Raw genomic sequence first — 25,666 nt, forward strand, 5'->3', positions numbered from 1 at the left:
TCGTGCGCGTGTCGGCAGCGCCCGTCTGGGCGGCCTCCGCGAACCTGACCTGCTGGTCCGCCAGGGTCACGGACACCTCGTAGGGCTGGCTCGAGGCGTGCCCGGTGCCGTTGGTGACACCTACCAGCAGCGCACCGGCCGCCGCGGCGGGGACGACCACGTGCTCGCTGACGTTGGTCCCGGCGTCGTCGGCCCGGCCGATCACCTGACCCTGGGCGTCGCGCACCTCGAGGACGGGGTCGAGCTCCTGGTCCTCGTCGGCGTACGGCAGGTCGACGCGGACGTCGTACCACCCGGCAGCGGGCACCGGGGCGCGGTACCAGTCGACGTCGCCCTCGGGCGCCAGCGTGCCGTCGGCCCAGCCGCCGGTCATCGCGCGGGCGCGTGCGGCGCTGTCGTCGCCACCCCCGGGGTCGCTCGCCGCCCGGTCGAGCGGGACGGACACGGCGGCGCGGACCGGGTCGTTCACCGTCACGGCCGCGGCCGCGTCGAGCACGCCGGACCCGTAGTAGTCGTCCACCCCGCGCGGGCCCGCGTCCCGGGCGGTCGACACCAGGGCGGCCTCGACCTGGGCCGGGGTGCGGGTCGGGGCATGTGCGAGCACCAGGGCGGCGGTGCCGCTGACCTGCGGGGCGGCGAAGGACGTACCCGAGCCCGACGCGTACCCGCCGTCGAGCGCCGGGCCGACGATGGACCAGCCCGGGGCCGTGAGCGAGACCCAGTCGCCCCAGCTGGAGAACGAGGTCAGGGCGCCGTCGTCGTCGGTGGCGCCGACGGCGAGCAGGCCGTCGATGTCGGGGGCGTACGCGGCCGGGAAGAACGGCGTCTCGGTCCCGTCGTTGCCGGCGGCGGCCACCACGACGACGCCCGCGGCGACCGCGCTGACGATCGCGGAGCGCAGCAGCGGCGCCACCTCGGGGCCGCCGAGGGACAGGTTGATGACGTCCGCGCCGTGCGCGACCGCCCAGCTGATCCCCTCGGCGATCGTCTCGTCGTTGCCGTTGCCGGTCTCGTCCAGCACGCGCACCGGGAGGATCTTCGCGCCGTAGGCGGTGCCGGCGATGCCCTTGCCGTTGTTGCCGTGGGCGGCGACGATCCCGGCGACGAGCGTGCCGTGGCCGTGCTCGTCCGTCGCGTCGGAGTCGCCGTCCACCAGGTCGATCCCGGGCAGCACCGAGCCGGTCAGGTCCTCGTGGGTGGCCGAGACGCCGGTGTCGAGCACCGCGACGACGACGCCCGACCCGGTGGAGACGTCCCACGCGCGGGGCATCCGGGTCAGGTCCATGTAGGGCCAGGTGTAGGAGAGCAGCGGGTCGTTGGTCCACGCCGTCGCGTGCCGCACGTGGTCCACCTGGACCTCGGCCACGCGCGGGTCGTCGGCGAGCGCGTCCGCGACGGTCTGCGGGTCGTCGTCGCCCACGGCGACCTCGACGAACCCGGTGCCGGCGATCGTGCCCTCACGGCTGCCGCCGACCGAGGAGAGGGCGGACCGCTGCTGGGAGCTCGTCGTGCTGTCGGCGAACCGGACCAGCACGTGCCCGGGCGCGTACCCGTCCGCATCCGACGGCTGCGGGTCCGCGGCCACCGCGACCGGGCCGCGGTCGGTCGGCCGCTCACCCGTCGTCGGGTCGATCGGCGCCGGCGCCGCAGCACCCGCCGAGGGCACCAGCCCCAGGGTCAGACCCAGTCCGAGGGCGACGGCGAGGACGGGGCGCAGACGGGGAGGCACGAGGGGATCATCGACCATCCGGACGGACGACTTGAGCGATTTGGCGGGATCTGCCCGGCGTCAGCCGCGGAGCGTCATGGTGAACGCGCCCGAACGTTCCTCGCCCGGGTCCAGGACGAACACGCCGGTGCCGGGCACCCCGGCGGCGTGCAGCGAGAAGCCGTTGTTCACGTTGGTCACCGGCTCGACCGCGAAGTAGGACCGGCGCCGGGGCGCGTAGACGACCAGGTGCGCGAACACGGGGTCGGCGTGCAGGTCGATGTTCACGCCGAGCTCGTCGTAGCTGATCCGCACCGGCGCGCCGGGCTCCCAGGCGGTGAGCACGTCGTCGACGAACGCCGAGCCGAGGGGGCGGGCCACCCGGAAGTCGGCGCGTCGCGGGACGGTGCCGGCCGGGCCGCTGGCGAGCGCGTTGACCAGCGAGTAGCCCTTCTGCGCGGGCACCTGCAGGACGGGCTGGCCGGGCGTCAGGGGCGACTGCGCGCCGACCGGGGACAGCGTCCGCTGCAGGTACGGGTGGTGCCCGAAGCCGGCCGGGAAGGGCTCGACGTCGATGTTGCGCAGCGACGTGCCGACGGTGAGCCTGTCGCCGGTCAGCCCGTACGTGATCTGCGCGCGAAACTTCCAGGGGAAGTTCACGCCGATCAGCTCGGAGGTGTCCAGCTCGAGCACCACGCGGGACTCGGACCGCTCCACCACCGTCCAGGCGGCGTGCCGGGCGGCGCCGTGGATCGCGGTGCCGTCGGCGCCGTTGCGCTGCAGCTGCCAGGTGCGGCCGCCGAACGGCAGGACGCCGTCGCTGATCCGGTTGGACCACGGGACCATCGGGAAGCTCGAGCACTTCTCGGCCTCGCCCAGCACGGTCCTGCGGGTGGGGCGCAGCAGGTCGCGCCACACCCCGTCGGCCGTGCGGATGCGTCCGCCGGCGATCGACGCGCCCGTCGCCGGCAGCACGTCGATCTCCCACGACCCGTTGCGGATGGTGACCACCCGGCCGCTCTGCTCGAGCGCCGGCGCGAGCGCCTCGATCTCCTGGACAGCCGTCATCGACGTTCCTCGCCCGACCCCGCCGGGGTCAGACGGTGACCTCGACCCGGACGACCTGGCCCGCGGCGGCGTAGGGGACGAGGTTGCCCTCGACCGGCGTGCCGTCGACGGTCAGGCGCCCACGCGCACCCTCCGCCCCGGAGTTGGTCACGTGGATCTGGTACGTGGCGCCGCGGGCGACGCGCGTGACGGTGTAGTCGGCGACGTCGGGCCCGATCTGCGGGTCGACCACCAGGCCGTCGTAGTCCGGGCGCACGCCGAGCAGGTACTGCGACACCGCGACGAAGTTCCACGCCGCCGTGCCCGTCAGCCACGAGTTCTTGGCCTCACCGGCGCGCGACGCCTCCTTGCCCGCGATCATCTGCGCGTACACGTACGGCTCGAGCTTGTGCGTGTCCGAGATCTCCTCGCGGTACGCCGGCGTGATCCGCTTGTAGTAGTCGAACGCCTTCGCGCCGCGGCCCACCACGGTCTCGCCGATGATCACCCACGGGTTGTTGTGGCAGAAGATGCCGCCGTTCTCCTTGTACCCGGGCGGGTAGGTGGAGACCTCGCCGAGCTCGATCTGGTACGTCGTGTACGCGGGGTACTGGAGCACCAGGCCGTGCGGGGTGCCCAGCATCTCGCCGACGGAGTCGAGCGCCTTGATGGCCGGGGAGTCCTTGGAGGTGCCGTCCACGCCGATCCCCGCCATGACGGCGAAGCCCTGCGGCTCGATCCAGATCTTGCCCTCGGGCTTGGCGTCCGTGCCGATGGGGTTGCCGTAGTAGTCGTAGGCGCGCAGGAACCACTCGCCGTCCCAGCCGTGCTCGAGCACCGCGGCGCGGACCTCGTCGACGACCTTGCGGGCCTGCGAGGCGACCTCGGTGAGACCCCGGCGGGAGGCGAGCTCCGCGAACTCGGCGCCGTAGAGGACGAACTGCGCGGCGATGAACACCGACTCGGCGTGCCCGCCGGCCTGGTTCTCCGTCGTCTGGAACGACTCGCCCGGCGTGGTCGAGAAGCAGTTGAGGTTGAGGCAGTCGTTCCAGTCGGCGCGGCCGATCAGCGGCAGGCCGTGCGGGCCACGGTTGTCCACCGTGAACTGGAACGAGCGGACCAGGTGCTCGAAGAGCGGCACCTCGGACCCGGGCTCGTTGTCGAACGGCACGGGCTCGTCCAGGATCGCGACGTCGCCGGTCTCCTTGATGTACGCGGCCACGCCGGCGATGAGCCACAGCGGGTCGTCGTTGAAGCCCGAGCCGATGTCGTTGTTCCCGCGCTTGGTCAGCGGCTGGTACTGGTGGTACGCCGACCCGTCCTCGAACTGCGTGGACGCGATGTCGATGATGCGCTCGCGGGCCCGCTCCGGGATGAGGTGCACGAAGCCCAGCAGGTCCTGGTTGGAGTCACGGAAGCCCATGCCGCGGCCGATGCCGGTCTCGAAGAACGACGCCGAGCGCGACATGTTGAACGTGACCATGCACTGGTACTGGTTCCAGATGTTGACCATCCGGTCGAGCTTCTCGTCGTCGCTCGTCACCGAGTACGTCGACAGCAGGCCGGTCCAGTGCGCGCGCAGCTCCTCGAAGGCGGCGTCGGTCTGCTCGGTCGTCGCGAAGCGGCCCAGCAGCGCGTGCGCGGGCTCCTTGTTGATGATCTGGTGGGCGTCGTCGGCCCACTTCTGCTCGTCCGGGTTCTCGACGTAGCCGAGCACGTAGGTGAGCGCGCGGGACTCGCCGGGCTCCAGCGTGAGCTCGACCGAGTGCGAGCCGATCGGGTACCAGCCGGACGCGACCGAGTCGGCGGACGTGCCGCTGCGCGGGACCGTCGCCTCGCCCAGGCCGTTGTAGGCGCCGACGAACGTGTCGCGGTCGGTGTCGAAGCCCGAGGCGTGCGTGTTCACGCCGTAGACGGCGTAGTGGTCGCGGCGCTCGCGGTACTCGGTCTTGTGGAAGATGGCCGACCCGTAGGGGCCGTCCTGCTCGACCTCGACCTCCCCGATGGACAGGTTGCGCTGGTAGTTGGTCTGGTCGTCCTGCGCGTTCCAGAGGCAGAACTCGACGAACGAGAAGAGGCCGATCGTCTTGGTCGCGTCGGACGTGTTGGTGACCGTGACCTTCTGGATCTCCGCCGTCTCGCCGATCGGCACGAAGAACAGGGTCTCGACCGAGATCCCGCGGCGCTCGCCCGTGATGCGCGTGTAGCCCAGGCCGTGGCGCGTCTCGAAGTGGTCGAGGTCCGCCTTGACCGGCAGCCACGACGGGGTCCACACGTCGCCGCCGTCGTTCACGTAGAAGTACCGGCCGCCCGCGTCCGCGGGGATGTTGTTGTAGCGGTACCGCGTCAGCCGGCGCATCTTGGCGTCGCGGTAGAACGAGTACCCGCCGGACTGGTGCGAGATGAGCGAGAAGAACTGCTCGGAGCCCAGGTAGTTGATCCACGGATAGGGCGTGTGAGGCGTCTCGATGACGTACTCGCGTGCCTCGTCGTCAAAATGGCCGTACCGCATGGACTTGCCCCTCGAGTGCTCGGCAGTGGCGCCTGCTCCTCCCGACATCCTCCCGCTGCAGTGCGGGCGGCGCGTCGTGACCAAGGCGCGATATCATTGTGCGAGAGCGCTCCCACACAACTCTCGGACGAGAGCATAGCCGCCCGCGTCGGATGGTGGAACGGGCGGGCAGGACGACGAGGAGAAATCGCGCGTCCGGGCGGCCTCCCGGTCCACGACCCGGACCTGCCCGGGACGCACGGCCGGGCGGACTACCGTGGCCCCGTGCTGCTCTCCGACCGTGACATCAGGGCCGAGCTCGAGTCGGGCCGCGTGGCCCTCGACCCCTACGAGCCCGCCATGCTCCAGCCCTCCAGCATCGACGTGCGGCTCGACCGGTACTTCCGGCTGTTCGACAACCACAAGTACCCGTTCATCGACCCCGCGGCCGACCAGCCGGACCTCACGCGACTGGTCGAGGTCTCCCCGGGCGAGTCCTTCGTGCTGCACCCCGGCGAGTTCGTGCTCGGGTCCACCTACGAGGCCGTGACGCTTCCCGACGACATCGCCGCCCGGCTCGAGGGCAAGTCGTCGCTCGGGCGCCTCGGCCTGCTCACGCACTCGACCGCCGGCTTCATCGACCCCGGCTTCTCGGGTCACGTGACGCTCGAGCTGTCCAACGTGGCGACGCTGCCGATCCTGCTGTGGCCCGGCATGAAGATCGGCCAGATGTGCTTCTTCCGGCTGTCCTCGGCGTCCGAGCACCCGTACGGCTCGTCGGAGTACGGCTCGCGATACCAGGGGCAGCGCGGCCCGACGGCCTCGCGGTCCTGGCAGAACTTCCACCGGACGGACGTCTGAGCCATGGCGAGCCTGCCTCGCCTCCGGGCCGAGGACCCGACGCTGCGGTCCCGCCACATCCTCGCGCTGCCCGAGGACGTGGGTGCCGACGAGGTCGAGGTGCTGGCCGTCAGCCGGTTCGCGCAGGCGCGGTGGGAGGACGGCGACCTGCCCCAGCCCCGCGGGATCATGGGGCCGATGACGGCGGCGCTCGGCATCCGGGCGGTCGGCTCGTCGACGACCCCGGCCCGCGCCCTGCGGCTCGCGCGGCTGTCCACGCTGACCGGCCCGTACCGGGTGGAGGCCGACGACGCGGTCAGCCTCGGCCTGCCGACGACGTCGACCCTCGCCTACGTGCTGGTCGCCCCCCGCGAGCGCGGCGACAAGCCGTACCCCGGCGGTGACCGCGACGGGCTCAAGCGCGCGTTCCCCGAGGGGATGCCGATCCGCGAGGAGGAGCGCGTCCTGCAGTGGCTCGTCGCCGCCGCCCGCCGGCTGGGCGGCTCCGTGCGCATCGGCGAGCACGGCACCGTCCTGACCCCCGACGTCGACAGCGCGATCGACCTGACCGTGCTGTCCGACTCGTGGCTCGAGCCCGACGAGGCGCTGGCCGTGGTGCAGTCCGTGCTGCCGCGCGCGCGGCTCAGCGAGGCGACCGGCACCTGGACCGGACCGCTGCCCGGGGTCGGGCGGGACGCCGGCGGCCGTCCCGGGTGGGTGGCCGAGGCCGGCGGCCGCGGGCTGTCCGCCGCGCTCGAGCAGCACGGCGTGGAGGACGAGACCGAGCGCAAGCGCCTGATGGACGAGGCCGACGCGTACGACGAGATCATGATCGCCGTGCCCCCCGCGCCCGAGGCCTACGGGGTGCTGGTGGACCTGGGCCACGACGGGACCCTCTCCGTCGAGGCCGGCGCCGAGACCACCCTGCCGCCCCTGATGCGCGGCCTGCCGTGGACCGTCGGCGGAGTCGTCGCGTACCGCGTGCACTGGGAGCCCCCGTTCATCGAGGAGCTCGAGGCCGAGCGGCCGTCGTTCGAGCACCGCGTCGCCCGGTCGCGCGCCGCCCCGCTGGTGCAGTCCGTCGCCCGCGCGGTGCACGGCGCGATCGGCGGGGAGATCGCCGACGAGGCCGACTTCCTGGTGGACCCCGAGGACGTGTGACCGCGCGGACGAGTGCGGGGATCCTGCTGTTCCGGCGGGCGGCGGGGCTCGAGGTGCTGCTCGGGCACATGGGCGGGCCGTTCTGGGCGCGCAAGGACGCGGGTGCCTGGACGATCCCGAAGGGCGAGCCGGCTCCCGGGGAGGACGCGTACGAGACGGCCCTCCGGGAGTTCGCCGAGGAGCTCGGGGTGCCGGCACCCGCGTCGGACCCGGTCCCGCTCGGCGACGTGAGGCAGAGCGGCGGCAAGGTCGTCACCGCGTGGGCGCTGGAGGGGGACCTCGACGTGTCCGCGATCGCGAGCAACCTCGTGGAGATCGCCTGGCCCCCGCGGTCGGGGCGGACGATGCTCGTCCCGGAGCTCGACCGGGCCGGCTGGTTCGCGCCCGACGAGGCGCGGCGGCTTGTCGTGACGGCTCAGGCGGCGTTCGTCGACCGGCTGGAGGACGCGCTCAGGTGAGGTGGTCGAAAGCGCCGTCGACCCAGCCGATGTGGCGGTCGGCGGAGCGGCGGACGACGTCCTTGGCGTCGTCGGCGATGACGTTGGCGAAGTTGCCGTAGAGCCGGTCGAACTCGAGGGTCTCGAGGTGGTCGGCGACCCGGCGGGCGACCGCACCCGAGAGCGGCAGGTGGTTGGGGTAGCTGCGCATGAAGGCGACCGACTTCCGGTCGGGGTTGGCGAAGACCGTGTCGCCCGTGAGCAGGACGCCACGGCCGCCGGCGCCGGCGGKCCAGTGSRCGATCGCGCTGCCGGGGAAGTGGCCGCCSGGCTGGCTCAGGGTSACGCCSGGCAGGAYCTCCAGCKGSCCGGACCAGAAGCGGATGACGGGGTCCGGGCGGTTGACCCAGCGGGCGTCGGCCTCGGCGACCAGCACCTCCGCGCCACCCAGCGCCCGGCTCCACTCGACCTGTGCGCCGAACATGTGCGGGTGGCTGGCGGCGATGTACCGGACCGGGCCGTGCTCGGTGATGGCCGCCACGGCGTCGTCGTCGAGGAAGCCGATCGGGTCCCAGAGGAGCGAGCCCTCGGGGGTGACCAGCAGCTTCGACTGCTGGCCGATGCCGGCGCCGGGCGTGCTGGTGACCGCGAACAGGTCGGGCTCCAGCGGCGCGACCGACGCCGTGTAGCCCTGCGACCGCAGCTCCTCCAGCGTGGTCCAGCGCTGGCCCGCGGCGGGGACCCACTGGCGTTCGTCGTCGCAGATCGCGCAGACGTCGAACCGTTCGGCACTCTCGACGGCGCACGTGGCGCAGATCCAGAAGCTCATGCGATCACGCTAGCCGGAGGTACAGGTCGCGCAGCAGGGCGATCTCAGCGCCGTGGTGGACGACCTCCTGGTTGACCCACCACACGATGTCGAGGAACCGGTCCTCCGGGTCGGAGCCGTACGGGTAGGCGCTGTAGCCGACGGTGTCGAGGGCGGCGTCGTCGGCCCGCAGCAGGGTCGCGCGCCAGGCCTCCGACGCGGCCCGCAGGCCGGCGATCGCGCCCGCCGCCTCGCCCTGCGGCCGGTCGAGCTCCTCGGTCCGGGTGCGGCTGCCGTCGGTGTGGTCCGCGCGGCCGGCCAGCATGTCGGTGAGGTGGTCGATGCGCCACGCGATCGTGGTGACCGGCGGCGGCCACGGGTGCGGGCGGCCGCCGTCGCGACCCCACTCACCCGATCCCACCAGGACCGTCGCGCCGACGCCCGGCCCGTCGGCGTGCCGGCGGACCGACCAGCTGCCGGGGACGGGTTCCCACAGCAGCTCGGCGTCGGTGAGCGGGGGGACCTCCACCTGCTCGCCGTCGCCGCTGTCTATCGTCGGGCCGGTGAGGCKGTGCAGCAGGCGTTCGCGGGCGAAGTCGTACTCGGCGAGCAGAGGGGCCAGGCGGGCGGGAACGGTCATGGGTCGACGGTTCTCCTCGGCGACGACCCGTGCAACCAGATTCAGGAGAGGCCGAGCGCCTGCAGGGTCGCGGGGGCGAGGAGGACCGTGTTGGTCGGCGACGCGACCGCGTGGCCGTCGACGACCGTGTAGAAGCCCTGGTCGGCGTTGACCGGGGTCGGCGGGACGTCGCCCGCCACGTCGGCCAGGTCGTCGAGCAGGATCACGTACTCGCCCCCGACGGCCAGGCCCTCGGGCGGGTCCTCGCTGCCGGTCGTGTAGCGGATCTCGAGCGTGCTGCCCGGCTCGACGGAGCCCTTGGCCGCGGCCGTGACCTCGACGGTCGCGACCTCCTGCGGGAAGCCCTCGGAGTCGTCGGCTGTGATCGAGGAGAACGTGCCGCGGACGATGAGGTCGGCCGTGCCCTCGAGGTCGGCCGTCGTCGCGTAGGAGGGGTAGTCACCGCTGCCGCCGACCACGTCCTGCGGCGGGACCAGCCGCGTCAGCAGGACGATGACGACGACCGCGACGACGACCCCCGCGACGACCCCGATGATCCAGCGCCACGTCCCGCGCGTCACGCCGGCTTCACCACGCACCACTCGTTCCCCTCGGGGTCGAGCAGGACCTGGAACGAGCCGGCGGTGTCGACGTGGACGTCGCCGACCCGCGTCGCGCCCAGCGTCTCCGCCTGCGCCGTGGCGTCGGCGATGTCCGCGACCTCGACGTCGAGGTGCACGCGGTTCTTCACGATCTTGCCCTCGGGCACGCGCTGGAAGGCGACGCGGGTCCAGCCGGGCGGGTCGACGTAGTGCCAGTCGTCGTCGCGACCCGCGGGCTCACCGCCCAGGACGTCGGCCCAGAAGCGGGCGAGCGCCGGGGGGTTCGCGCAGTCGAAGACGACCTCGTCGATGCGTCCGATCATGCCGCGACGGTAGTGGCCGCGGCCGTCCCCGTCCCGCGTTTCGGGCTACGCCGCGGTCGTCGCCGGGATCGTCCCGCCGAACTGCGTGCGGTAGAGCTCGGCGTAGAGGCCCCCGCGGGCGAGCAGGTCGGCGTGGGTGCCCTGGTCGACCACGCGGCCCGCCTCGATCACGACGATCGAGTCGGCCTGCCGGATGGTCGACAGGCGGTGCGCGATGACGATGCTGGTGCGGCCGACGAGGGCCTCGTCCAGCGCCGCCTGGACGGCGGCCTCCGACTCCGAGTCGAGGTGGGCCGTGGCCTCGTCGAGCACCACGACGTCCGGGGCCTTGAGCAGCAGGCGGGCGATGGCSAGCCGCTGSCGCTCGCCGCCGGACAGCCGGTAGCCGCGGTCGCCGACCACGGTGTGGATGCCGTCGGGCAGGCTGGCGACCAGGTCCGCGATGTGCGCCTGGCGCAGCGCGCGCTCGATGTCGTCGTCGGTGGCCTCGGGCCGGGCGTAGCGCAGGTTCTCCGCGATGGTGTCGTGGAAGAGGTGGGCCTCCTGGCTGACCACGCCGACCGTGGCGCGCAGCGACGCGTGCGTGACGTCCCGCAGGTCGGCGCCGGCGATCTGCACCGAGCCGCGGGTCGGGTCGTACATGCGCGTGACCAGCTGCGAGATCGTCGTCTTGCCCGCGCCGGAGTGGCCGACGAGGGCGACCATGTGGCCTGCGGGGACCGTGAAGCTGATGTCGCGGAGCGTGTCCTCGATCGGCTCGTTGCGCAGGGTGGCGACGGACTCGAGGGAGGCCAGCGAGACCTCCTCGGCGCCCGGGTAGCGGAAGGCGACGGCGTCGAGCCGGACGGACGCGCCGTGCGCGGCGGTCTGCTCCCGCAGGTCGATCGCGTCCGGCTTCTCCGCGACCGTCGGYTCSAGGTCCAGCACCTCSAGCACGCGCTCGAAGCTGACCAGSGCSGTCATSACGTCGACCTGSACGTTGGACATCGCGGTGAGCGGSCCGTASAGGCGSCCGAGGTAGGCGGTGAGCGCGACGACGACGCCGACSGTSAGCTGCCCGYKGATCGCCATCACGCCGCCCAGGCCGTAGACGATCGCGACCGCCACGCTCGCCAGGGTGGTCAGGCCGACGCGGAACCACGTCGAGTACAGGGCGCGCGTGACGCCGATGTCGCGGACGCGGCCGACGTGCGCGGCGTAGTTGGTCGACTCGCGCTCCGGGTCCCCGAAGATCTTGACCAGGTGCGCGCCGGCGACGTTGAACCGCTCGTTCATGATCTGCGCGGCGTCCGCGTTGAGCTCGTAGCTCTCCCGCGTGATCTTGGCGATCTTCTTGCCGAACCAGCGCGCGGGGAAGACGAACGCGGGCAGCAGGACCAGGCTGAGCAGGGTCAGCTGCCACGACATGCTGAGCATCGCCGCGAGCACGAACACGATGGTCAGCGAGTTGCTCACCACGTTCTGCAGGGTGCTGGTGAAGGCCTGCTGCGCGCCGAGCACGTCGCCGTTGAGCCGCTGGACGAGGGCTCCGGTCTTGGCGCGGCTGAAGAACGCGAGCGGCATGCGCTGCACGTGGTCGAACACCGCGGTGCGCAGGTCGAGGATGAGGCCCTCGCCCACCTGCGACGACACCCAGCGGTCGGCGACCGAGAGCCCGGCGCCCAGGACGGCCAGGCCGGCGACGACGGCGGCGATGCCGAGGACCAGCTGCGTGTTGCCCTTGCTGATGCCGTCGTCGATCAGGGTCTTGAAGAGCAGGGGGGTCACCGCGCCGGCGGCGGCCTCGAGGGCGATGAGCCCGACGAAGACGGCGAGCTTGGCGCGGTACGGGCGCGCGAACCCGAGGATGCGGCGCAGCGTGTCGCGGGTCAGCTTGTGGTCCTGGACCGAGCGGTCCTTGGCGAAGCCGCGCATGTTCGGGTTGCCGGGCATCGACATGCCCACCTCCTGGGTTCTGGTGCGTCCCTGGGAGAACCGGTTGCCGTGCCCCGACGATTCCCTCAGGCGGTGCTGAGGTTAACTCACTATGTGCCTGGATCACAACATGCGGTAGCGTCACCGCCGTGGACGAATCGGGGGAGCTGCTCGAGCTGCTCTACGGAGTGCTGCGCGGCGTCCGCCGCGACGCCGCCGCACGGCTGGAGCTCCAGGGCACCACGCCCGGGCAGCTGCGGCTGCTGCGCACGCTGGAGAGGTGCGACGGGCCGCGCAGGCTCGGGGAGCTCGCGGCGGCGCTGGACGTCGCGCCGCGGTCGGTGACGTCCAAGGTGGACGCGGCCGAGTCGGACGGCCTCGTCCAGCGGCTCCCGGACCCGACCGACAGGCGCGCGACGCTGCTCGAGCTCACACCGTCGGGTCGGGCGATGCTCGCCGCGATCTCCGCCCAGCGGCACGAGGGGGCGGCCGAACGGTTGGGGCGGCTGTCCCCGGAGGACCAGGCGGAGCTGCTGCGGTTGCTGCGCGTGGTCGCCGGCGGGTCGGTCGCGGAGGCCTAGCGGGACGATCGGCCCGGTCCAGGGTCGACCGGCACGTCATCATGGGGACGTGCCCACGACGCCGGACGACGACGAGCTCGAGCTGATCCGTCGCTCCGGCGTGGTGCTGCAGGTCGGGCGGCTGAGCCTGTCGGCCGGCACGGGGGCGTACCGGGTCAAGGCGTCGATGGCGCGGGTCGCCCGTGCGCTGGGCATCGAGCGGCACGAGGCCCACGTGACCCTCACGGAGATCACGACGACGTCGCACCGCGGTGCCAGCTTCCGCACCGAGGTGACCGAGGTCCGCAGCATCGGGGTCGACGTCGACCGGCTCGCGCGGCTGGAGCACCTGGCCGGACGGCTCGACACGGCCGGGACCGCGACCGTCGAGCAGGTCACGACCGAGCTGGACCGGATCGCGGCCAAGCCGCCGCTCTACCCGGTGCTGCTCAACGCGTTGTGGGCCGCCCTCGCCTGCGCGGCCTTCTCGTTCCTCAACAACGGGGGCGTCGTCGAGATCGCCGGCGTCTTCGTCGGGGCGTACCTGGGGCAGGCGCTGCGACGCACGATGCTGCACCGCAAGTTCAACCAGTTCGGCGTCACCATGCTCGCCGCCACGGTGGCGTGCCTCGGCTACCTCGCGTTCGTCACGCTGCTGCAGGCGGTGGGGGTCACGGGCGGACGGCACGAGGTCGGGTACGTGTCGGCGGTCCTCTTCCTCATCCCCGGGTTCCCGCTGGTCACCGGCTTCCTCGACCTGGCCAAGCTCGACTTCTCGGCGGCGGTCGCCCGGCTCACCTACGCGCTGATGATCGTCACGTCGGCCGGTCTCGCGGTCTGGGCGCTCTCGCTCGTCGTCGGCCTCACCCCGGACCCGCCCAGCCCGCCGGCGCTCGCCGCGGGCCCGCTGATCGCGCTCCAGCTGGTCGCCAGCTTCCTCGGGGTGCTCGGCTTCGCGCTGATGTTCAACAGCCCCTGGCGGATCGCGCTCGCGGCCGCCGTCGTCGGGATGGTCGCCAACGTGCCGCGCATCCACCTGGTCGCGGCGTCCGTGCCCCCGCAGGCCGCCGCGGCGATGGCGGCGCTGGTGGTCGGCCTGCTCGCCGCCGTCGTCGCGCCACGGCTCGACGTCCCGCGCATCACCGTCTACGTCCCCGCCGTGACGATCATGGTGCCCGGCGTGCTGGTCTACCGGGCGGTGTTCCACATCTCCAACGGCCGGACGGTCCAGGCCCTCGACTACGGGGTGCAGGCGGCCCTCGTCGTCGCGGCGCTCGCGATCGGGCTGGCCATCGCGCGGATGCTCACCGACCGGACGTGGGCGTTCGAGCGCTGACGCTCACACCTGCTGGGCGCGCTGGAGCCGCGCGTAGCGCCCGTCGGCGGCGAGCAGGTCCTCGTGCGTGCCGACCTCGACCACGCGGGCGTCGTCCAGGACGACGATGCGGTCCGCGGAGCGGATCGTGGACAGTCGGTGCGCGACGACCAGCGTGGTGCGTCCGCGCATGAGCCGGGCGAGGGCCTCCTTGACGGCCGCCTCCGACTCGGGGTCGAGCGCGGAGGTCGCCTCGTCGAGCAGCAGGATGCGGGGGTCGCGGACCAGCGCGCGGGCGATCGCGATGCGCTGGCGCTGGCCGCCCGACAGCCGGGCACCCCGCTCGCCGACGATCGTGTCCCAGCCGTCGGGGAGGGCATCGACGATCTCGGCGGCGTTGGCGTCGACGAGGGCCCGGCGCACCCGCTCGTCCGACACCCGGGGCATGCCGTAGGCGACGTTGTCGCGGATGGACCCCTCGAACAGCACCGACTCCTGCGGCACGACGGACACGTGGGTGCGGACCGAGCGCAGGTCGAGCAGGGCAGTGTCGACGCCGTCGAGCAGCAGGCGCCCGCCGGTCGGCCGCAGGAAGCCGAGGGCGAGGTTGAGCACCGTGGACTTGCCGGAGCCGGAAGGCCCGACGAACGCGACCGTCTGGCCCGCCTCGATGGTGAGGTCGATGCCGTCGAGGGCGTCGGCGGAGGCGTCGGGGTAGCGGAAGTGCACGTGCTCGAGCGTGAGCCGGCCGTCGACGCGGTCCACCACGCGCTTGCCGGCGTTCTCCTCGAGGTCGGGCTCCTGCATGACCTCGGCGATGGAGCGCACCGACTCGAGGCCCTTGGCGCCGATGGGCAGGAGCATGAGCAGATTGGTCACCGAGCCGGTGATGAGCGCGAAGTACGAGCTGAGCAGCACCACCTGGCCGGCGGTGATCGTGATCAGCCCCGTGATCGACACCCAGGCGGCCAGCACCAGGCAGAGGACCCCGAGCAGCTGCAGGCTGACCCAGCTGAGCGACGCGAACCGGCCGTTCAGCACGTCGAGCCGGTAGCCGGCGGAGCGCACGCCCTCGGCGCCGACGGCCACCCGCTCCTCGGCCGTGGCCTCCAGGCCGTGCGCGCGGGTGATCGGCATCAGGGTGGCCATCTCGCCGACGCGGGCGGAGAAGTGCTCGACCTCGCGCCGGAACGACTCGTTGCGCTCCCGCGACCGCTGCGCGAGCACGGCCCGCAGCAGCACGGCGAGCGGGATGGTCAGCGCGTACACCGGCAGGAACTCGGGCACGGCGATCGCAGTCATGACGATCGCGCCGAGCATGACCATCGTGGCGCTCAGCAGCGGGTGCGCGATCTGCTGGAGCATCACCTCGACGTTCTCGACGTCGCGGACCACCTTCGTCTGCACGATCGAGGCGCTCACCCGGCTGTGGAAGCCGATCGACAGGCTCTGCAGGCGGGCCGTGAGCCCGTTGCGCAGGTCCGCGCCGATCTGCCGGACCGCGCCCATGAAGAGCTTGGTCCACTGCACGTGGTTCGGGTAGTTCTGCAGCAGCGCGACGACCGCGACGGACGCCCACAGCCACAGCTCGCTCGTCGGTCCGCCCGCGACCACGACGTCGATGACCTTGCCCGTGATGACCGGCATGAGCCAGAGCGGGACGTCCTTCAGCGTGAAGAACGCCACGGCCGACAGGACCCGGCGCCGGTGTGCCCCGAGCAGGCGGAACACCGAGCGGACCGGGTGGGCGCCGTCGATGTCGACGACCGCGAGGTTCGTGTGGTGGCTGTCGGTCACGGGTTCCATCGTGACATCCGAGGCCTTCGACGGATAGCGCCTTCCGCGAGAGTCGTGGATCGATTCGACCGGGGCGCGCGCGCAGGGCGTCGATCCGGCGACCCCGCACCGTTCGCTACCGTGGCCGGGGTTCTCATGGGGCGTGCCCACCGTCGACGAGGGAGGTCTCCGCGTGGATCAGCAACGGTCCGGCGCCGCAGGCCCGTTGCTGATGCCGTCATGACCGTCTTCCGCGACGCGCTGGGCGTGCCCCACGTCCGAGCCGCCGACGTCCTCGGGCTCGCCCGGGAGCAGGGGCTGGTGACGGCGCGCGACCGCGGCTGGCAGATCGAGGTCGACCGGTGGAAGGCCGAGGGGCGGCTGGCGGAGCGGATCGGGCCCGACGGGGTCGCGTGGGACCTCTTCGCGCGCCGCGCGCGTCTGGCCGACACCGCGCAGCGGGCGTACGCCGCGCTCGGCGACGAGGACCGCGCGTTCGTCGACGCCTACGTGGAGGGCGTGAACGAGGTCCTGGCCGACGAGCCTGCGGAACGTCTCGCGCTGGACGCCCGGTTCGGCTCCGTCACCCCGCACGAGCCGTGGCCGTCCTGGGTGCCGCTCGGGATCATGCACGTCAAGCACGCGCTGTTCTCGACGTTCCCGCGACTGGTGTGGAACGAGCACGTGCGCGCGACGCTGGGCGAGCCGGCGATCGACCTCTTCGACTCGGACGGGACGGCGTCGTCGGGCTCGAACGCTTGGGCGTTGCACGGGTCCCGGACGCTCTCGGGCAAGCCTCTGCTCGCCGGCGACCCGCACCGGATGATCGAGCTGCCGGGCGTGTACCAGCAGGTCAGGCTCGCGTGCGACGACTTCGACGTGCTCGGCCTGGCGTTCCCCGGGGTGCCCGGCGTGCAGCACTTCGGCCACACGGGGTCGGCCGCCTGGGGGATCACCAACGCGATCGCGCACCACGTCGAGGTGTTCCGGGAGCGGCTGTCCGACGACGGGCGGGCCGCGCTCGGGCCGGACGGGTGGGCGCCGGTGAGCCGGCACACGGAGACGGTCCGGGTGCGCGGCGCCGCCGACGTGCCGGTCGAGGTGGTGGAGACCGAGCGCGGGCCGGTGGTGCTCGACGGGCTGAGCGTGCGGTTCCCCGCCCGGGTCGCCTCGGACGTGGGCTTCTCGTGCCTGCTCCCTCTGCTGCGCGCCCGGACCGCCGACGACGTCGCCACGGCCCTGGCGGGCTGGGTCGACCCGGTCAACCGCGTGCTCGCGGCCGACGCCGGCGGGGTGGTGCTCAGCCTCGACGCGGGGCTCGTCGTCACGCGCTCGTGGGACGACCGCCGGCTGCCGCACGACGCCTGGTCCGACGCGGCACGTCCCGCGCCGTGGCACCGGCTGGCCGAGCCCTCGCCCGTGCGGGACGTCGCCGTCGACGCGAACGAGCGACCGGCCGCCGCTTCCCGGGACCTCGGGCGGGCCTACGTCGCGCCGTACCGCGCGCGACGGATCCGCGCGCTGCTCGACGCCGACGTGGACCGCCCGCGCGCGCCCGCCGACATGAGCGCGATCCACGGCGACACGCTGCTGGGCAGCGCCGACGAGCTGCTCGGGTGGGTGCGTCGCGCGGACGACCTCTCGCCCGCGGCGGCCGAGCTGCGTCGCCGGCTGCTCGCGTGGGACGGGCACATGTCCGCGGACAGCGTCGACGCCGGGGCGTTCGCCGCCTGGCGGTCTCGGGCGGCCGTGCTGGTCGCCGCGCACCCGGCCCTCGCGCGCCTGCACGAGCCGCACGGGCGCGGCGCGCTGTTCGACCCGTGGCTCACCGTGGCCGGGCGGGTCGGGGACGCGCTGCCGCAGCTCCTGGCGGCCGCGCCCTTCGGGATCGACGGCGTGGCCGTGGCGCGCGAGGCGCTGGAAGGGGTCGCGGAGCTGGCCGACGAGGCGTGGGGCGAGCGCCACCGGCTGCAGCCGGTCCCGGTGATGCTCGGCTTCCCCGGGCCGGCGGTCGACGCGGTCCCGCTGTCCGGCGACACCGACTGCGTCCGCTGCACGGCGAGCGTGCCGGGCGTGAGCGACGCGTCGTGGCGGGGATCGGTCGCGCGCTGGGTCTGGGACCTCGACGACCGCTCGCGCAGCCGGTGGGGGGTGCCGTTCGGCGCGTCCGGGGACCCGGCGAGCCCGCACGCGACCGACCAGCTGGCGACGTGGGCGTCGGCGCAGACCGTCGAGATCGTGACCGCCTGGGACCGGCTCGAGGAGGAGCCCGGCTAGCGCCAGGCCCCGTCGCCATCGCTCGCGTGAAGACTTTGTCGCGCCCAGCGGAACGAAGTCTTCACGCGAAGACGCACCGAGCCCGGCTAGCGCCAGGCCCCGTCGCGCATGATCCAGCGGCCGGCCAGCTCGTCCTCCTCGCGCCAGACCTGGATGGTCCGCGGCGTGAGCCGGAAGTACGGGTACGGGTCCCGCAGCGACCGCGGCTCGAAGCCGGCTTTCGCGGCGAAGGCGTCCCCGAGCTCGTCGGAGACCTCGGGCAGGACCTCGACCGTCCCCTGGACCAGCACGACGTCGCGCGTCAGCCCGATGCCCACCTGCACGGACGGGTTCGTCGCGAGGTTGTGCGCGGTCGGGCTCGTGCCGAGGGTGGAGAAGACCAGCGCCTCGTCGTGCCAGAGGAACGAGAGCGGGGTCAGGCGCGGTGCGCCGGTGGCCGTGTCGGTCGTCGCGACCCACGCGTCGACGTCGTGGCCGAGACGGTAGAGGGCGTCCTGTCGACGCTGCTCGGTGCTGCGCGGGCCGATCACGGTGCCTCCTTCACGCGGTCCAGCAGGAGCAGGGCGATGTCGGTGACCTCGGGGACGCCGACGGCGTGGGACGCGGCGACGCCGTCGGAGAGCATCACGGTGCAGAAGGGGCAGGCGGTCGCGACGACGTCCGCGCCCGTGGCGATCGCCTCGTCGGCCCGGACCGTGCCGATCCGCGTGCCGATCGACTCCTCCATCCACACGCGCGCGCCTCCCGCGCCGCAGCAGAACGACTGCTCGCGGTTGCGCGGCATCTCGGCGAGCGCCAGCCCGGGGATCGCGCCGAGCAGCTCGCGCGGCGGCGCGTACACCTGGTTGTGCCGGCCCAGGTAGCAGGGGTCGTGGTACGTCACGGTCCGCTCGTCGGTCGAGGGAAGAAGGGTCAGCCGGCCGTCCGCGACCAGGGTGTTGAGCAGCTCGGTGTGGTGGACCACCTCGTACCGGCCGCCCAGCTGCGGGTACTCGCGGGCGATGGTGTTGAAGCAGTGCGCGCAGGTCACGACGATCCGCTGGGCACCGATCTCGTTCAGCGTCTCCACGTTCGCGCCCGCGAGCATCTGGAACAGCAGCTCGTTGCCCGCACGCCGCGCCGGGTCACCCGTGCAGGACTCGCCGTCGCCCAGCACGGCGAAGCCGACGCCGGCGGTGTGCAGCAGCTCCGCGACGGCCTTCGTCGTGCGGATCGCGCGGTCCTCGTACGCGCCGGCGCAGCCGACCCAGAACAGGTACTCGACCTCGGCGGCGGACTCCACGTCGACCCCGACCACGGGCACGTCGAAGTCCAGGCCCTTGGCCCAGCTCAGCCGGTTCCGCGCCGGCAGCCCCCACGGGTTGCCCTGCCGCTCGAGCTTGCTGAACGTGCCGCCCAGCTCCTTGGGGAACGCCGACTCCATGAGCACCTGGTAGCGCCGCATGTCGACGATGGCGTCCACGTGCTCGATGTCGACCGGGCACTGCTGCACGCAGGCGCCGCACGTGGTGCAGGCCCACAGGGCGTCGGGGTCGATGACGCCGGACCGGAGGAGGTCGATGCCCGCGTGGCTCTGGTCCACCGAGCCCGCCTGCAGGTACGGGGCCGTCGCCGCGGCGTGGTCCCGGAGCGCGAGCGTGACGAGCTTCGGCGAGAGGGGCTTGCCGGTCGCCCAGGCCGGGCACTGGTCCTGGCAGCGGCCGCACTCGGTGCAGGTGGAGAAGTCGAGCAGCCCCTTCCACGTGAAGTCCTCGATCGCGCCGACCCCGAGGCGGGCGTCGTCGGGCAGGTCCTCCAGGGCGGAGAGGTCGACTGGCGCGCCGTCCAGCGTCAGCGGCTGCAGCGGGCCGAGCGCGACGCCGCCGGTGGGCTCGCGGCGCGTGTACACGTTGACGATCGCGAGGAACCGGTGCCACGCGACGCCCATGGTGGGCTGCAGCCCGACGACGACGAACCACGACATCGACACGAGGATCTTCACGGTCGCGACGAGGACGATCGCCGTCTCCAGGGTGCTCGTCGCGACCCCGGTCCACGACGAGCCGAACCACGCGGTCAGCGGGAAGTGCCAGGCGCTGGTGGGTGCCAGCGCGTACTCCAGCCCGCGCAGCACGAGCACGCAGAGCACGACCACGAGCACGGTGGCCTCGACGAAGAACGCCTGCCCCTGGTTCGACCCGAAGAACCGCGACCCCCGCTCACGGGACCCGAGCCGGACCCGCAGCGTGATCAGCGCCAGGATGCCGACCAGCGACGCCCACGCGATCGCCTCGATCGCCCACTCGAGCGGCGGGAGGTGCCCGATCAGCGGCAGCGAGAAGGACGGGTCGACCACCTGCCCGTACCCGGTGAGCAGCGTGAGGAACAGCAGCGCGAACGACACCATGACGACCCAGTGCGCGACCTTGACCACCGGCCGGTGCTGGAACCGCCCGTGCCCGAGCACCTCGCGTGCCAGCGTCGCCAGCCGCGGACCCACGGGCGCCCAGCGCCCCGACGCGGGCCGCCCGACCCGGACCGTCCGCACGATGGCGCCCGCGCCGCGCGCGAAGATCGCGACCCCGACCACGGTCGCGACGATCACGATGACCAGGCACACCACCTGCAGCGCATCCACGGCGCCACGCTAGCGGCGCCGAGCCGCCGGTACCGGGGACCTCCGGCCGCGCGCCCCGGCTCGACGACCCGATGTGCGACCCGATGTTCGACCGCGAGGTCGTCAATTGGCGACGAAGTCGTGAGTTGCAGCTACCGAACTCGTCGCCAACTCACGACTGTGCGGGCGACCGCTCGGGCTTCGACCGGGGAGGGCCCCCGCGCCGTGCCGAGCCGCCGGGCGGCGGGCGTGGGAAGAGGTGTGGGAATCCGGTTGGTACAGTCTTGACCAAATCATCAGTGCATCGCGGGGGCGCCGACGACAGCCGCCGCGCATGCTCGGACCTGCACCGCCTACAACAGACCCACCCCCGTCGACCCGCCCTACAGGACGGAGCCGGACGTGCTGCTGCTGCTCGCCGTTCAACTCGCCGCAGCCGTCGTCGCGCCCCTGCTCGTCCGGTGGATGGGTCGCAAGGCGTTCTGGGTGCTGGCCCTCGCGCCGGCCTCCGCGGCCGTCTGGGCGCTGTCCTGGACGTCGCAGGTGCAGGCCGGGAACGGTCCCGTCGAGCAGGTCGAGTGGATCCCCGCGCTGGGGCTGGAGCTGACGTTCCGGCTGGACACGCTGTCGTGGCTGATGACCCTGATCGTCGGCGGGGTCGGCGCCCTCGTGCTGGTCTACTGCTCGGCGTACTTCAAGACGAGCGCGTCGGGGCTGGGGCGGTTCGGCGGCGTGTTCGTCGCGTTCTCCGGGGCGATGCTGGGCCTGGTCACCGCCGACGACATGCTGCTGCTGTTCGTGTTCTGGGAGCTGACGACGGTGACGTCGTACCTGCTCATCGGCCACTACGCAGAGCGCAAGGCGAGCCGGCGCGCGGCCATGCAGGCCATCGTCATCACGACCGCCGGCGGCCTCGCGATGCTGGTCGGGATCGTGCTGCTGGGCGAGGCGGCGGGGACGTACCGGCTGTCGGAGGTCATCGCGAACCCCCCGCGGGGGACGGCGGCGGTGACGGTCGCGATCGTCTGCCTGCTGGCCGGGGCGGTCACCAAGTCGGCGCTGATCCCGTTCCACTTCTGGCTGCCCGCGGCCATGGCGGCGCCGACGCCGGTGAGTGCGTACCTGCACGCGGCCGCGATGGTGAAGGCCGGCGTCTACCTGGTCGCGCGGTTCGCGCCGGCGTACTCCACGGACCCGACCTGGCAGTGGATCGTCATCGTGCTCGGCTGCGGCACCATGCTGCTCGGCGGGTACCGGGCGCTGCGGCAGCACGACCTCAAGCTGGTGCTCGCGTTCGGCACGGTCAGCCAGCTGGGCCTCATCGTGCTGCTGGTGGGGCTGGGCACGCGGGCGACGGCGCTCGCGGGGCTCGCGTTGCTGGGTGCGCACGCGATGTTCAAGGCGGCGCTGTTCCTGGTCGTCGGCGTGGTGGACGCGGCGACCGGCACGCGTGACCTGCGGCGGCTGTCCGGCGTCGGCCGCGAGCTCAAGCTGACGGCGCTCGCGGGCGCGCTGGCGACGGCGTCGATGATCGGGCTGCCCCCGTTCGCGGGGTACGTGGCCAAGGAGGCCGGGCTCGAGGCGCTCGGCCACCTGGACGACAGCGCGGTGGGGATGACCGTGCTGGTCGCGGTGTCGGTGGGCTCGGTGCTCACCGTCGCGTACGGGCTGCGGCTCTGGTGGGGGGCCTTCGCGACGAAGCCGGCCGTGGTGCCCGAGGCGCTCGAGGAGTCGACGGAGCCGGGCACGTCGCTCGGGGAGGCAGCCCGCGACGACGCCCACCCGGCCTCGATCACGCACCCGTCGTTGCTGCTGGTGTGGCCGGCGATGATCCTCGCCGTCCTGGGCCTGGCCGTCGCGCTGCTGCCGCAGCTGGGGGAGCACCTGCTGCGGCCGTACGCCGACACCTATCCGGAGGGGCCGCCCGGACACCTCGCGATCTGGGCCGGGTTCACGCCGACGTTCGTCCTCACGCTCGCGATCCTGCTGGCCGGCGCACTGCTGTTCCTGGTCCGCGACCGGGTCGAGCGCTGGCAGAGCAACGGCTACCGCGGGCCCGAGGCGGACGTGGTCTACCGCCGGTTCATGCGGCGGCTCGACGACGTCGCCGCCGACGTCACGGCGGTCACCCAGCGCGGTTCCCTGCCCCTGTACCTCGGCCTGATCCTCGTGGTGTTCGTGCTGGCCGTGGGCACGACCACGCTGCTCAGCACCACGTTCCCCACCAGCCTCACGGTCTGGGACAACCCCGCGCAGCTGGTGTTCGCCGCCGGCACGATCGCCTCGACGCTGCTGGTGGTCCGCGCCCGCCGACGGCTCAAGGCCGTGATCCTGCTGGGCATCGGCGGCTACTCGGTGGCGGGCCTCTACCTGCTGCACGGCGCCCCCGACCTGGCGCTGACGCAGGTGCTCGTCGAGACCGTGACCCTCGTGGTGTTCGTGCTGGTCCTGCGCCGGCTCCCCCCGTACTTCTCCGACCGGCCCCTGGCCGCGAGCCGCTGGGTGCGCCTGGCCCTCGGGCTCGCCGTCGGCCTGACCGTCGCCGGCGTGGCGCTCGTCGCGCCCGGAGCCCGGATGCACCTGCCGGTCTCCAAGGACTTCGCGGAGGAGGCGGTCCGGTTCGGCGGCGGCAAGAACATCGTCAACGTGACCCTGGTCGACATCCGCGCCTGGGACACGATGGGCGAGATCTCGGTGCTGCTGGTGGCCGCGACCGGCGTCGCGTCCCTGGTCTTCCTGTCCCGGCGCGCCGGCGCGATCTACCGGGCGCAGGACGCCCGCCGGGACCGCGCGGTGTGGGGCGGGTCCGACGACCCGATGGCGGCGCTCCGTCGGCCGGGCGGCGACGCTGCCGAGGTCGACGCGGGAGGGATCGTCGCCGACCGCGACGAGTCGGCGGTGCCGTCGAGCGCCGCGCGCGGCCGGGAGTGGTTGCAGGCGGGCCGGACGCTGGCGCCGCAGCGGCGGTCGGTCATCTTCGAGGTCGTGGTCCGCCTGCTGTTCCACACGATGATCGTCTACTCGGTGTTCCTGCTGTTCAGCGGCCACAACGCCCCGGGCGGCGGGTTCGCGGCGGGCCTGGTGACGGGCATCGCGCTCATCGTCCGGTACCTCGCCGGGGGTCGGTACGAGCTGGGCGAGGCGGCTCCGGTGCAGCCCGGCCTGCTGCTGGGGCTCGGGCTGTTCCTCTCGGCCGGCGTCGGGCTGCTGGCGCTGCTGGCGGGGGGCGAGGTCCTGCAGTCCTGGATCCTCGACATCCAGCTGCCGGTGATCGGCGACCTGCACCTGGTGACGTCGCTGTTCTTCGACATCGGCGTGTACCTGGTGGTCGTCGGGCTGGTGCTCGACATCCTGCGCAGCCTCGGGGCGGAGATCGACCGCCGGGCCGAGACGGGCGAGGACCCGGTGCCCGACGACCCCGACCTGCCCGAGCGGGTGGCCGCGGCTGCCCGGCCTGCCGGCTGGGACGGGGGCGWGCCGTGATCGACATGAGCCCCAACATCGTCCTCGTCGTCACCATCGGCGTGCTGTTCGCCGGCGGCGTCTACCTGCTGCTCGAGCGCAGCCTGTCGCGCGTGCTCATCGGCGTCATCCTCATCGGCAACGGCGCGAACCTGCTGTTCCTGGTGGCCGGGGGGGCCGCGGGTCGCCCGCCGATCGTGGGGGCGACGCCCGAGGGGCAGATGAGCGACCCGTTGCCGCAGGCCATGGTGCTGACGGCCATCGTCATCACGCTCGGCATGACCGCGTTCCTGCTGGCCCTGGCCTACCGCTCGTGGCAGCTGCACCGGCACGACGAGGTGCAGGACGACGTCGAGGACCGCCGCATCGCCCGGCTGGCCGCGCGCGACGAGCTCGCGGTCACGGACTCGGACATGGCGGTCGCCGCGGAGACGCTGGACCAGGAGGCCGCCGAGGCGCGCGACGAGACCGACGAGGGCGCACCGGCGCGACCCCCGGGGGTGTCGTCATGACGGACGTCACCTGGATCGTCCCGTTGCCGGTCGTCATCCCGCTCTCCGCGGCCGGTCTCGCGCTCGCCCTCTACCGCCGACCGAACCTCCAGCGGTTCGTCTCCGTGGTCGCCCTGAGCCTGGTGCTGGTGGCCAGCGTGGCGCTGCTGATCCTTGCCGACGACGGCCCGCTGGTGGTCGACGTCGGCGGCTGGGCCGCGCCCGTGGGCATCGACCTGGTGGCCGACCGGCTGTCCGCCCTCATGCTCACCATCTCCAGCGCGGTGACCCTCTGCGTCCTGCTGTACTCGCTGGCGCAGGGTGGCGAGGACGACGAGGAGTCCGCGCCCGTCTCGATCTACCACCCGACGTACCTGGTGCTGACGGCGGGCGTCGCCAACGCGTTCCTGTCGGGCGACCTGTTCAACATCTACGTCGGGTTCGAGATCCTGCTGGCCGCCAGCTACGTGCTCATCACGCTCGGCGGCACCGGCGAGCGCATCCGCGCGGGGACCATCTACATCGTCGTGGCGCTGCTGAGCTCGGTCCTGTTCCTCGTGGCGATCGCGATGATCTACGCCGCCTGCGGGACCGTGAACCTGGCGCAGCTGGCACTGCGGCTGCCCGAGATCGACCCCGGCGTGCGGCTGGTCCTGCAGGTGCTGCTGCTGCTCGCGTTCGCCATCAAGGCCGCCATCTTCCCGCTGTCCGCGTGGCTGCCGGACTCGTACCCGACCGCCCCCGCGCCCGTCACGGCGGTGTTCGCGGGCCTGCTGACCAAGGTCGGCGTGTACGCGATCATCCGCACGCAGACCCTGCTGTTCCCGGACGGCCGGCTGGACGACGCGTTGCTGTGGGCCGCGCTGGCGACGATGGTGGTCGGCATCCTCGGTGCGGTCGCGCAGGACGACATCAAGCGACTGCTGTCCTTCACGCTGGTCAGCCACATCGGGTTCATGGTGTTCGGCATCGCCCTGGCCACCGACCTGGGCTACACCTCCGCCATCTACTACGTGGTGCACCACATCACCGTGCAGACCGCGTTGTTCCTGGTGGTGGGCCTGGTGGAGCGTGCCGGCGGCTCGACGTCGCTGACCAAGCTGGGCGGCCTGGCCAAGCTGACGCCGGTGCTGGCGATCCTCTTCTTCGTGCCCGCCATGAACCTCGCCGGCATCCCTCCGCTGTCCGGGTTCCTGGGCAAGGTCGGGCTGCTGGAGGCCGGTGTACAAGTGGGGACAC

At 72.8% G+C, this 25,666-nt stretch carries 20 protein-coding genes; 9 read left to right on the forward strand and 11 right to left on the reverse strand.

The genetic code is table 11. The annotated features are described in order from the left end of the window. From ACXJKG_RS06860 to ACXJKG_RS06870, 3 genes are all read right to left on the reverse strand, one after another. On the reverse strand, positions 1-1,729 hold a 1,729-nt coding region (locus ACXJKG_RS06860; protein ID WP_456845005.1), incomplete at its 3' end, for a S8 family serine peptidase. Positions 1,730-1,789: 60 nt separating this feature from the next. Then, positions 1,790-2,776, reverse strand: coding sequence for an aldose epimerase family protein (locus tag ACXJKG_RS06865; RefSeq protein WP_456845006.1), 987 nt, complete (start codon positions 2,774-2,776; stop codon positions 1,790-1,792). 28 nt (positions 2,777-2,804) lie between these two features. Further along, positions 2,805-5,267 (reverse strand): GH36-type glycosyl hydrolase domain-containing protein, encoded by a 2,463-nt coding sequence (locus ACXJKG_RS06870; RefSeq protein ID WP_456845007.1) that lies wholly within the window; start codon positions 5,265-5,267, stop codon positions 2,805-2,807. 264 nt (positions 5,268-5,531) lie between these two features. Between ACXJKG_RS06870 and dcd the strand changes: the two genes are divergently transcribed. Genes dcd through ACXJKG_RS06885 form a run of 3 tightly spaced genes read left to right on the forward strand, consistent with a single transcriptional unit; the run spans position 5,532 to position 7,705 of the window. Next, a complete protein-coding gene (dcd, locus tag ACXJKG_RS06875; RefSeq protein WP_456845008.1) occupies positions 5,532-6,107 on the forward strand; it encodes a dCTP deaminase in 576 nt (191 codons plus the stop codon). Between the two features lie 3 nt (positions 6,108-6,110). Continuing rightward, entirely contained in the window at positions 6,111-7,247 is a 1,137-nt protein-coding gene (locus ACXJKG_RS06880) for a hypothetical protein (RefSeq protein WP_456845009.1), read from the forward strand. After that, positions 7,244-7,705, forward strand: a complete 462-nt coding sequence (locus tag ACXJKG_RS06885) for an NUDIX domain-containing protein (RefSeq protein ID WP_456845010.1) — start codon at positions 7,244-7,246, stop codon at positions 7,703-7,705. The genes ACXJKG_RS06880 and ACXJKG_RS06885 overlap by 4 nt, the downstream gene beginning before the upstream one ends. Here the strand turns inward: ACXJKG_RS06885 and ACXJKG_RS06890 are convergent. From ACXJKG_RS06890 to ACXJKG_RS06910, 5 genes are read right to left on the reverse strand one after another with little or no spacing between them, the layout of a single operon-like run. Next, entirely contained in the window at positions 7,698-8,513 is an 816-nt protein-coding gene (locus tag ACXJKG_RS06890; RefSeq protein ID WP_456845011.1) for a hydrolase, read from the reverse strand. The genes ACXJKG_RS06885 and ACXJKG_RS06890 overlap by 8 nt on opposite strands. Before the next feature lie 4 nt (positions 8,514-8,517). Next, on the reverse strand, positions 8,518-9,132 hold the full coding sequence (locus ACXJKG_RS06895; protein WP_456845012.1) for a DinB family protein: 615 nt from the start codon (positions 9,130-9,132) through the stop codon (positions 8,518-8,520). A 41-nt stretch (positions 9,133-9,173) separates the two neighbouring features. Next, the gene (locus tag ACXJKG_RS06900) at positions 9,174-9,692 is read right to left on the reverse strand and encodes a hypothetical protein (RefSeq protein ID WP_456845013.1); all 519 of its coding nucleotides are present in this window, start codon (positions 9,690-9,692) and stop codon (positions 9,174-9,176) included. Next, positions 9,689-10,036 (reverse strand): VOC family protein, encoded by a 348-nt coding sequence (locus ACXJKG_RS06905; protein ID WP_456845014.1) that lies wholly within the window; start codon positions 10,034-10,036, stop codon positions 9,689-9,691. Before ACXJKG_RS06905 ends, ACXJKG_RS06900 begins: the two co-directional genes overlap by 4 nt. Before the next feature lie 45 nt (positions 10,037-10,081). Beyond that, complete coding sequence (locus ACXJKG_RS06910; protein WP_456845015.1) at positions 10,082-11,974, reverse strand: ABC transporter ATP-binding protein; 1,893 nt, start codon at positions 11,972-11,974, stop codon at positions 10,082-10,084. A gap of 125 nt (positions 11,975-12,099) precedes the next feature. On the opposite strand from ACXJKG_RS06910, the gene ACXJKG_RS06915 reads away from it, so the two are divergent. Further along, the gene (locus ACXJKG_RS06915) at positions 12,100-12,531 is read left to right on the forward strand and encodes a MarR family winged helix-turn-helix transcriptional regulator (protein ID WP_456845016.1); all 432 of its coding nucleotides are present in this window, start codon (positions 12,100-12,102) and stop codon (positions 12,529-12,531) included. A gap of 49 nt (positions 12,532-12,580) precedes the next feature. After that, a complete protein-coding gene (locus tag ACXJKG_RS06920) occupies positions 12,581-13,846 on the forward strand; it encodes a threonine/serine ThrE exporter family protein (RefSeq protein ID WP_456845017.1) in 1,266 nt (421 codons plus the stop codon). Positions 13,847-13,849: 3 nt separating this feature from the next. Here the strand turns inward: ACXJKG_RS06920 and ACXJKG_RS06925 are convergent, their stop codons facing one another. Next, a complete protein-coding gene (locus tag ACXJKG_RS06925) occupies positions 13,850-15,631 on the reverse strand; it encodes an ABC transporter ATP-binding protein (protein WP_456845018.1) in 1,782 nt (593 codons plus the stop codon). 210 nt (positions 15,632-15,841) lie between these two features. Here ACXJKG_RS06925 and ACXJKG_RS06930 point away from each other — a divergent pair, with 210 nt between their 5' ends. After that, a complete protein-coding gene (locus tag ACXJKG_RS06930) occupies positions 15,842-17,878 on the forward strand; it encodes a penicillin acylase family protein (RefSeq protein ID WP_456845019.1) in 2,037 nt (678 codons plus the stop codon). 86 nt (positions 17,879-17,964) lie between these two features. Here ACXJKG_RS06930 and ACXJKG_RS06935 read toward each other — a convergent pair whose 3' ends face one another. Together ACXJKG_RS06935 and ACXJKG_RS06940 are read right to left on the reverse strand one after the other, a co-directional pair. After that, the gene (locus ACXJKG_RS06935) at positions 17,965-18,408 is read right to left on the reverse strand and encodes a pyridoxamine 5'-phosphate oxidase family protein (protein ID WP_456845020.1); all 444 of its coding nucleotides are present in this window, start codon (positions 18,406-18,408) and stop codon (positions 17,965-17,967) included. After that, positions 18,405-20,495, reverse strand: coding sequence for a (Fe-S)-binding protein (locus tag ACXJKG_RS06940; protein ID WP_456845021.1), 2,091 nt, complete (start codon positions 20,493-20,495; stop codon positions 18,405-18,407). The genes ACXJKG_RS06935 and ACXJKG_RS06940 overlap by 4 nt, the downstream gene beginning before the upstream one ends. A gap of 381 nt (positions 20,496-20,876) precedes the next feature. On the opposite strand from ACXJKG_RS06940, the gene ACXJKG_RS06945 reads away from it, so the two are divergent. The 3 genes from ACXJKG_RS06945 to ACXJKG_RS06955 all read left to right on the forward strand — a co-directional run. Beyond that, positions 20,877-23,957 carry a Na+/H+ antiporter subunit A gene (locus tag ACXJKG_RS06945; protein ID WP_456845022.1) on the forward strand — a complete coding sequence of 1,027 codons (3,081 nt, stop codon included), beginning with the start codon at positions 20,877-20,879 and terminating at the stop codon, positions 23,955-23,957. A gap of 5 nt (positions 23,958-23,962) precedes the next feature. Beyond that, on the forward strand, positions 23,963-24,448 hold the full coding sequence (locus ACXJKG_RS06950) for a Na(+)/H(+) antiporter subunit C (protein WP_456845023.1): 486 nt from the start codon (positions 23,963-23,965) through the stop codon (positions 24,446-24,448). Further along, positions 24,445-25,666: Na+/H+ antiporter subunit D (locus ACXJKG_RS06955; protein ID WP_456845024.1), on the forward strand; the 1,222-nt coding region annotated here is incomplete at its 3' end. The genes ACXJKG_RS06950 and ACXJKG_RS06955, both read left to right, overlap by 4 nt.

The organism is Cellulomonas sp. P5_C6, from assembly GCF_054049635.1.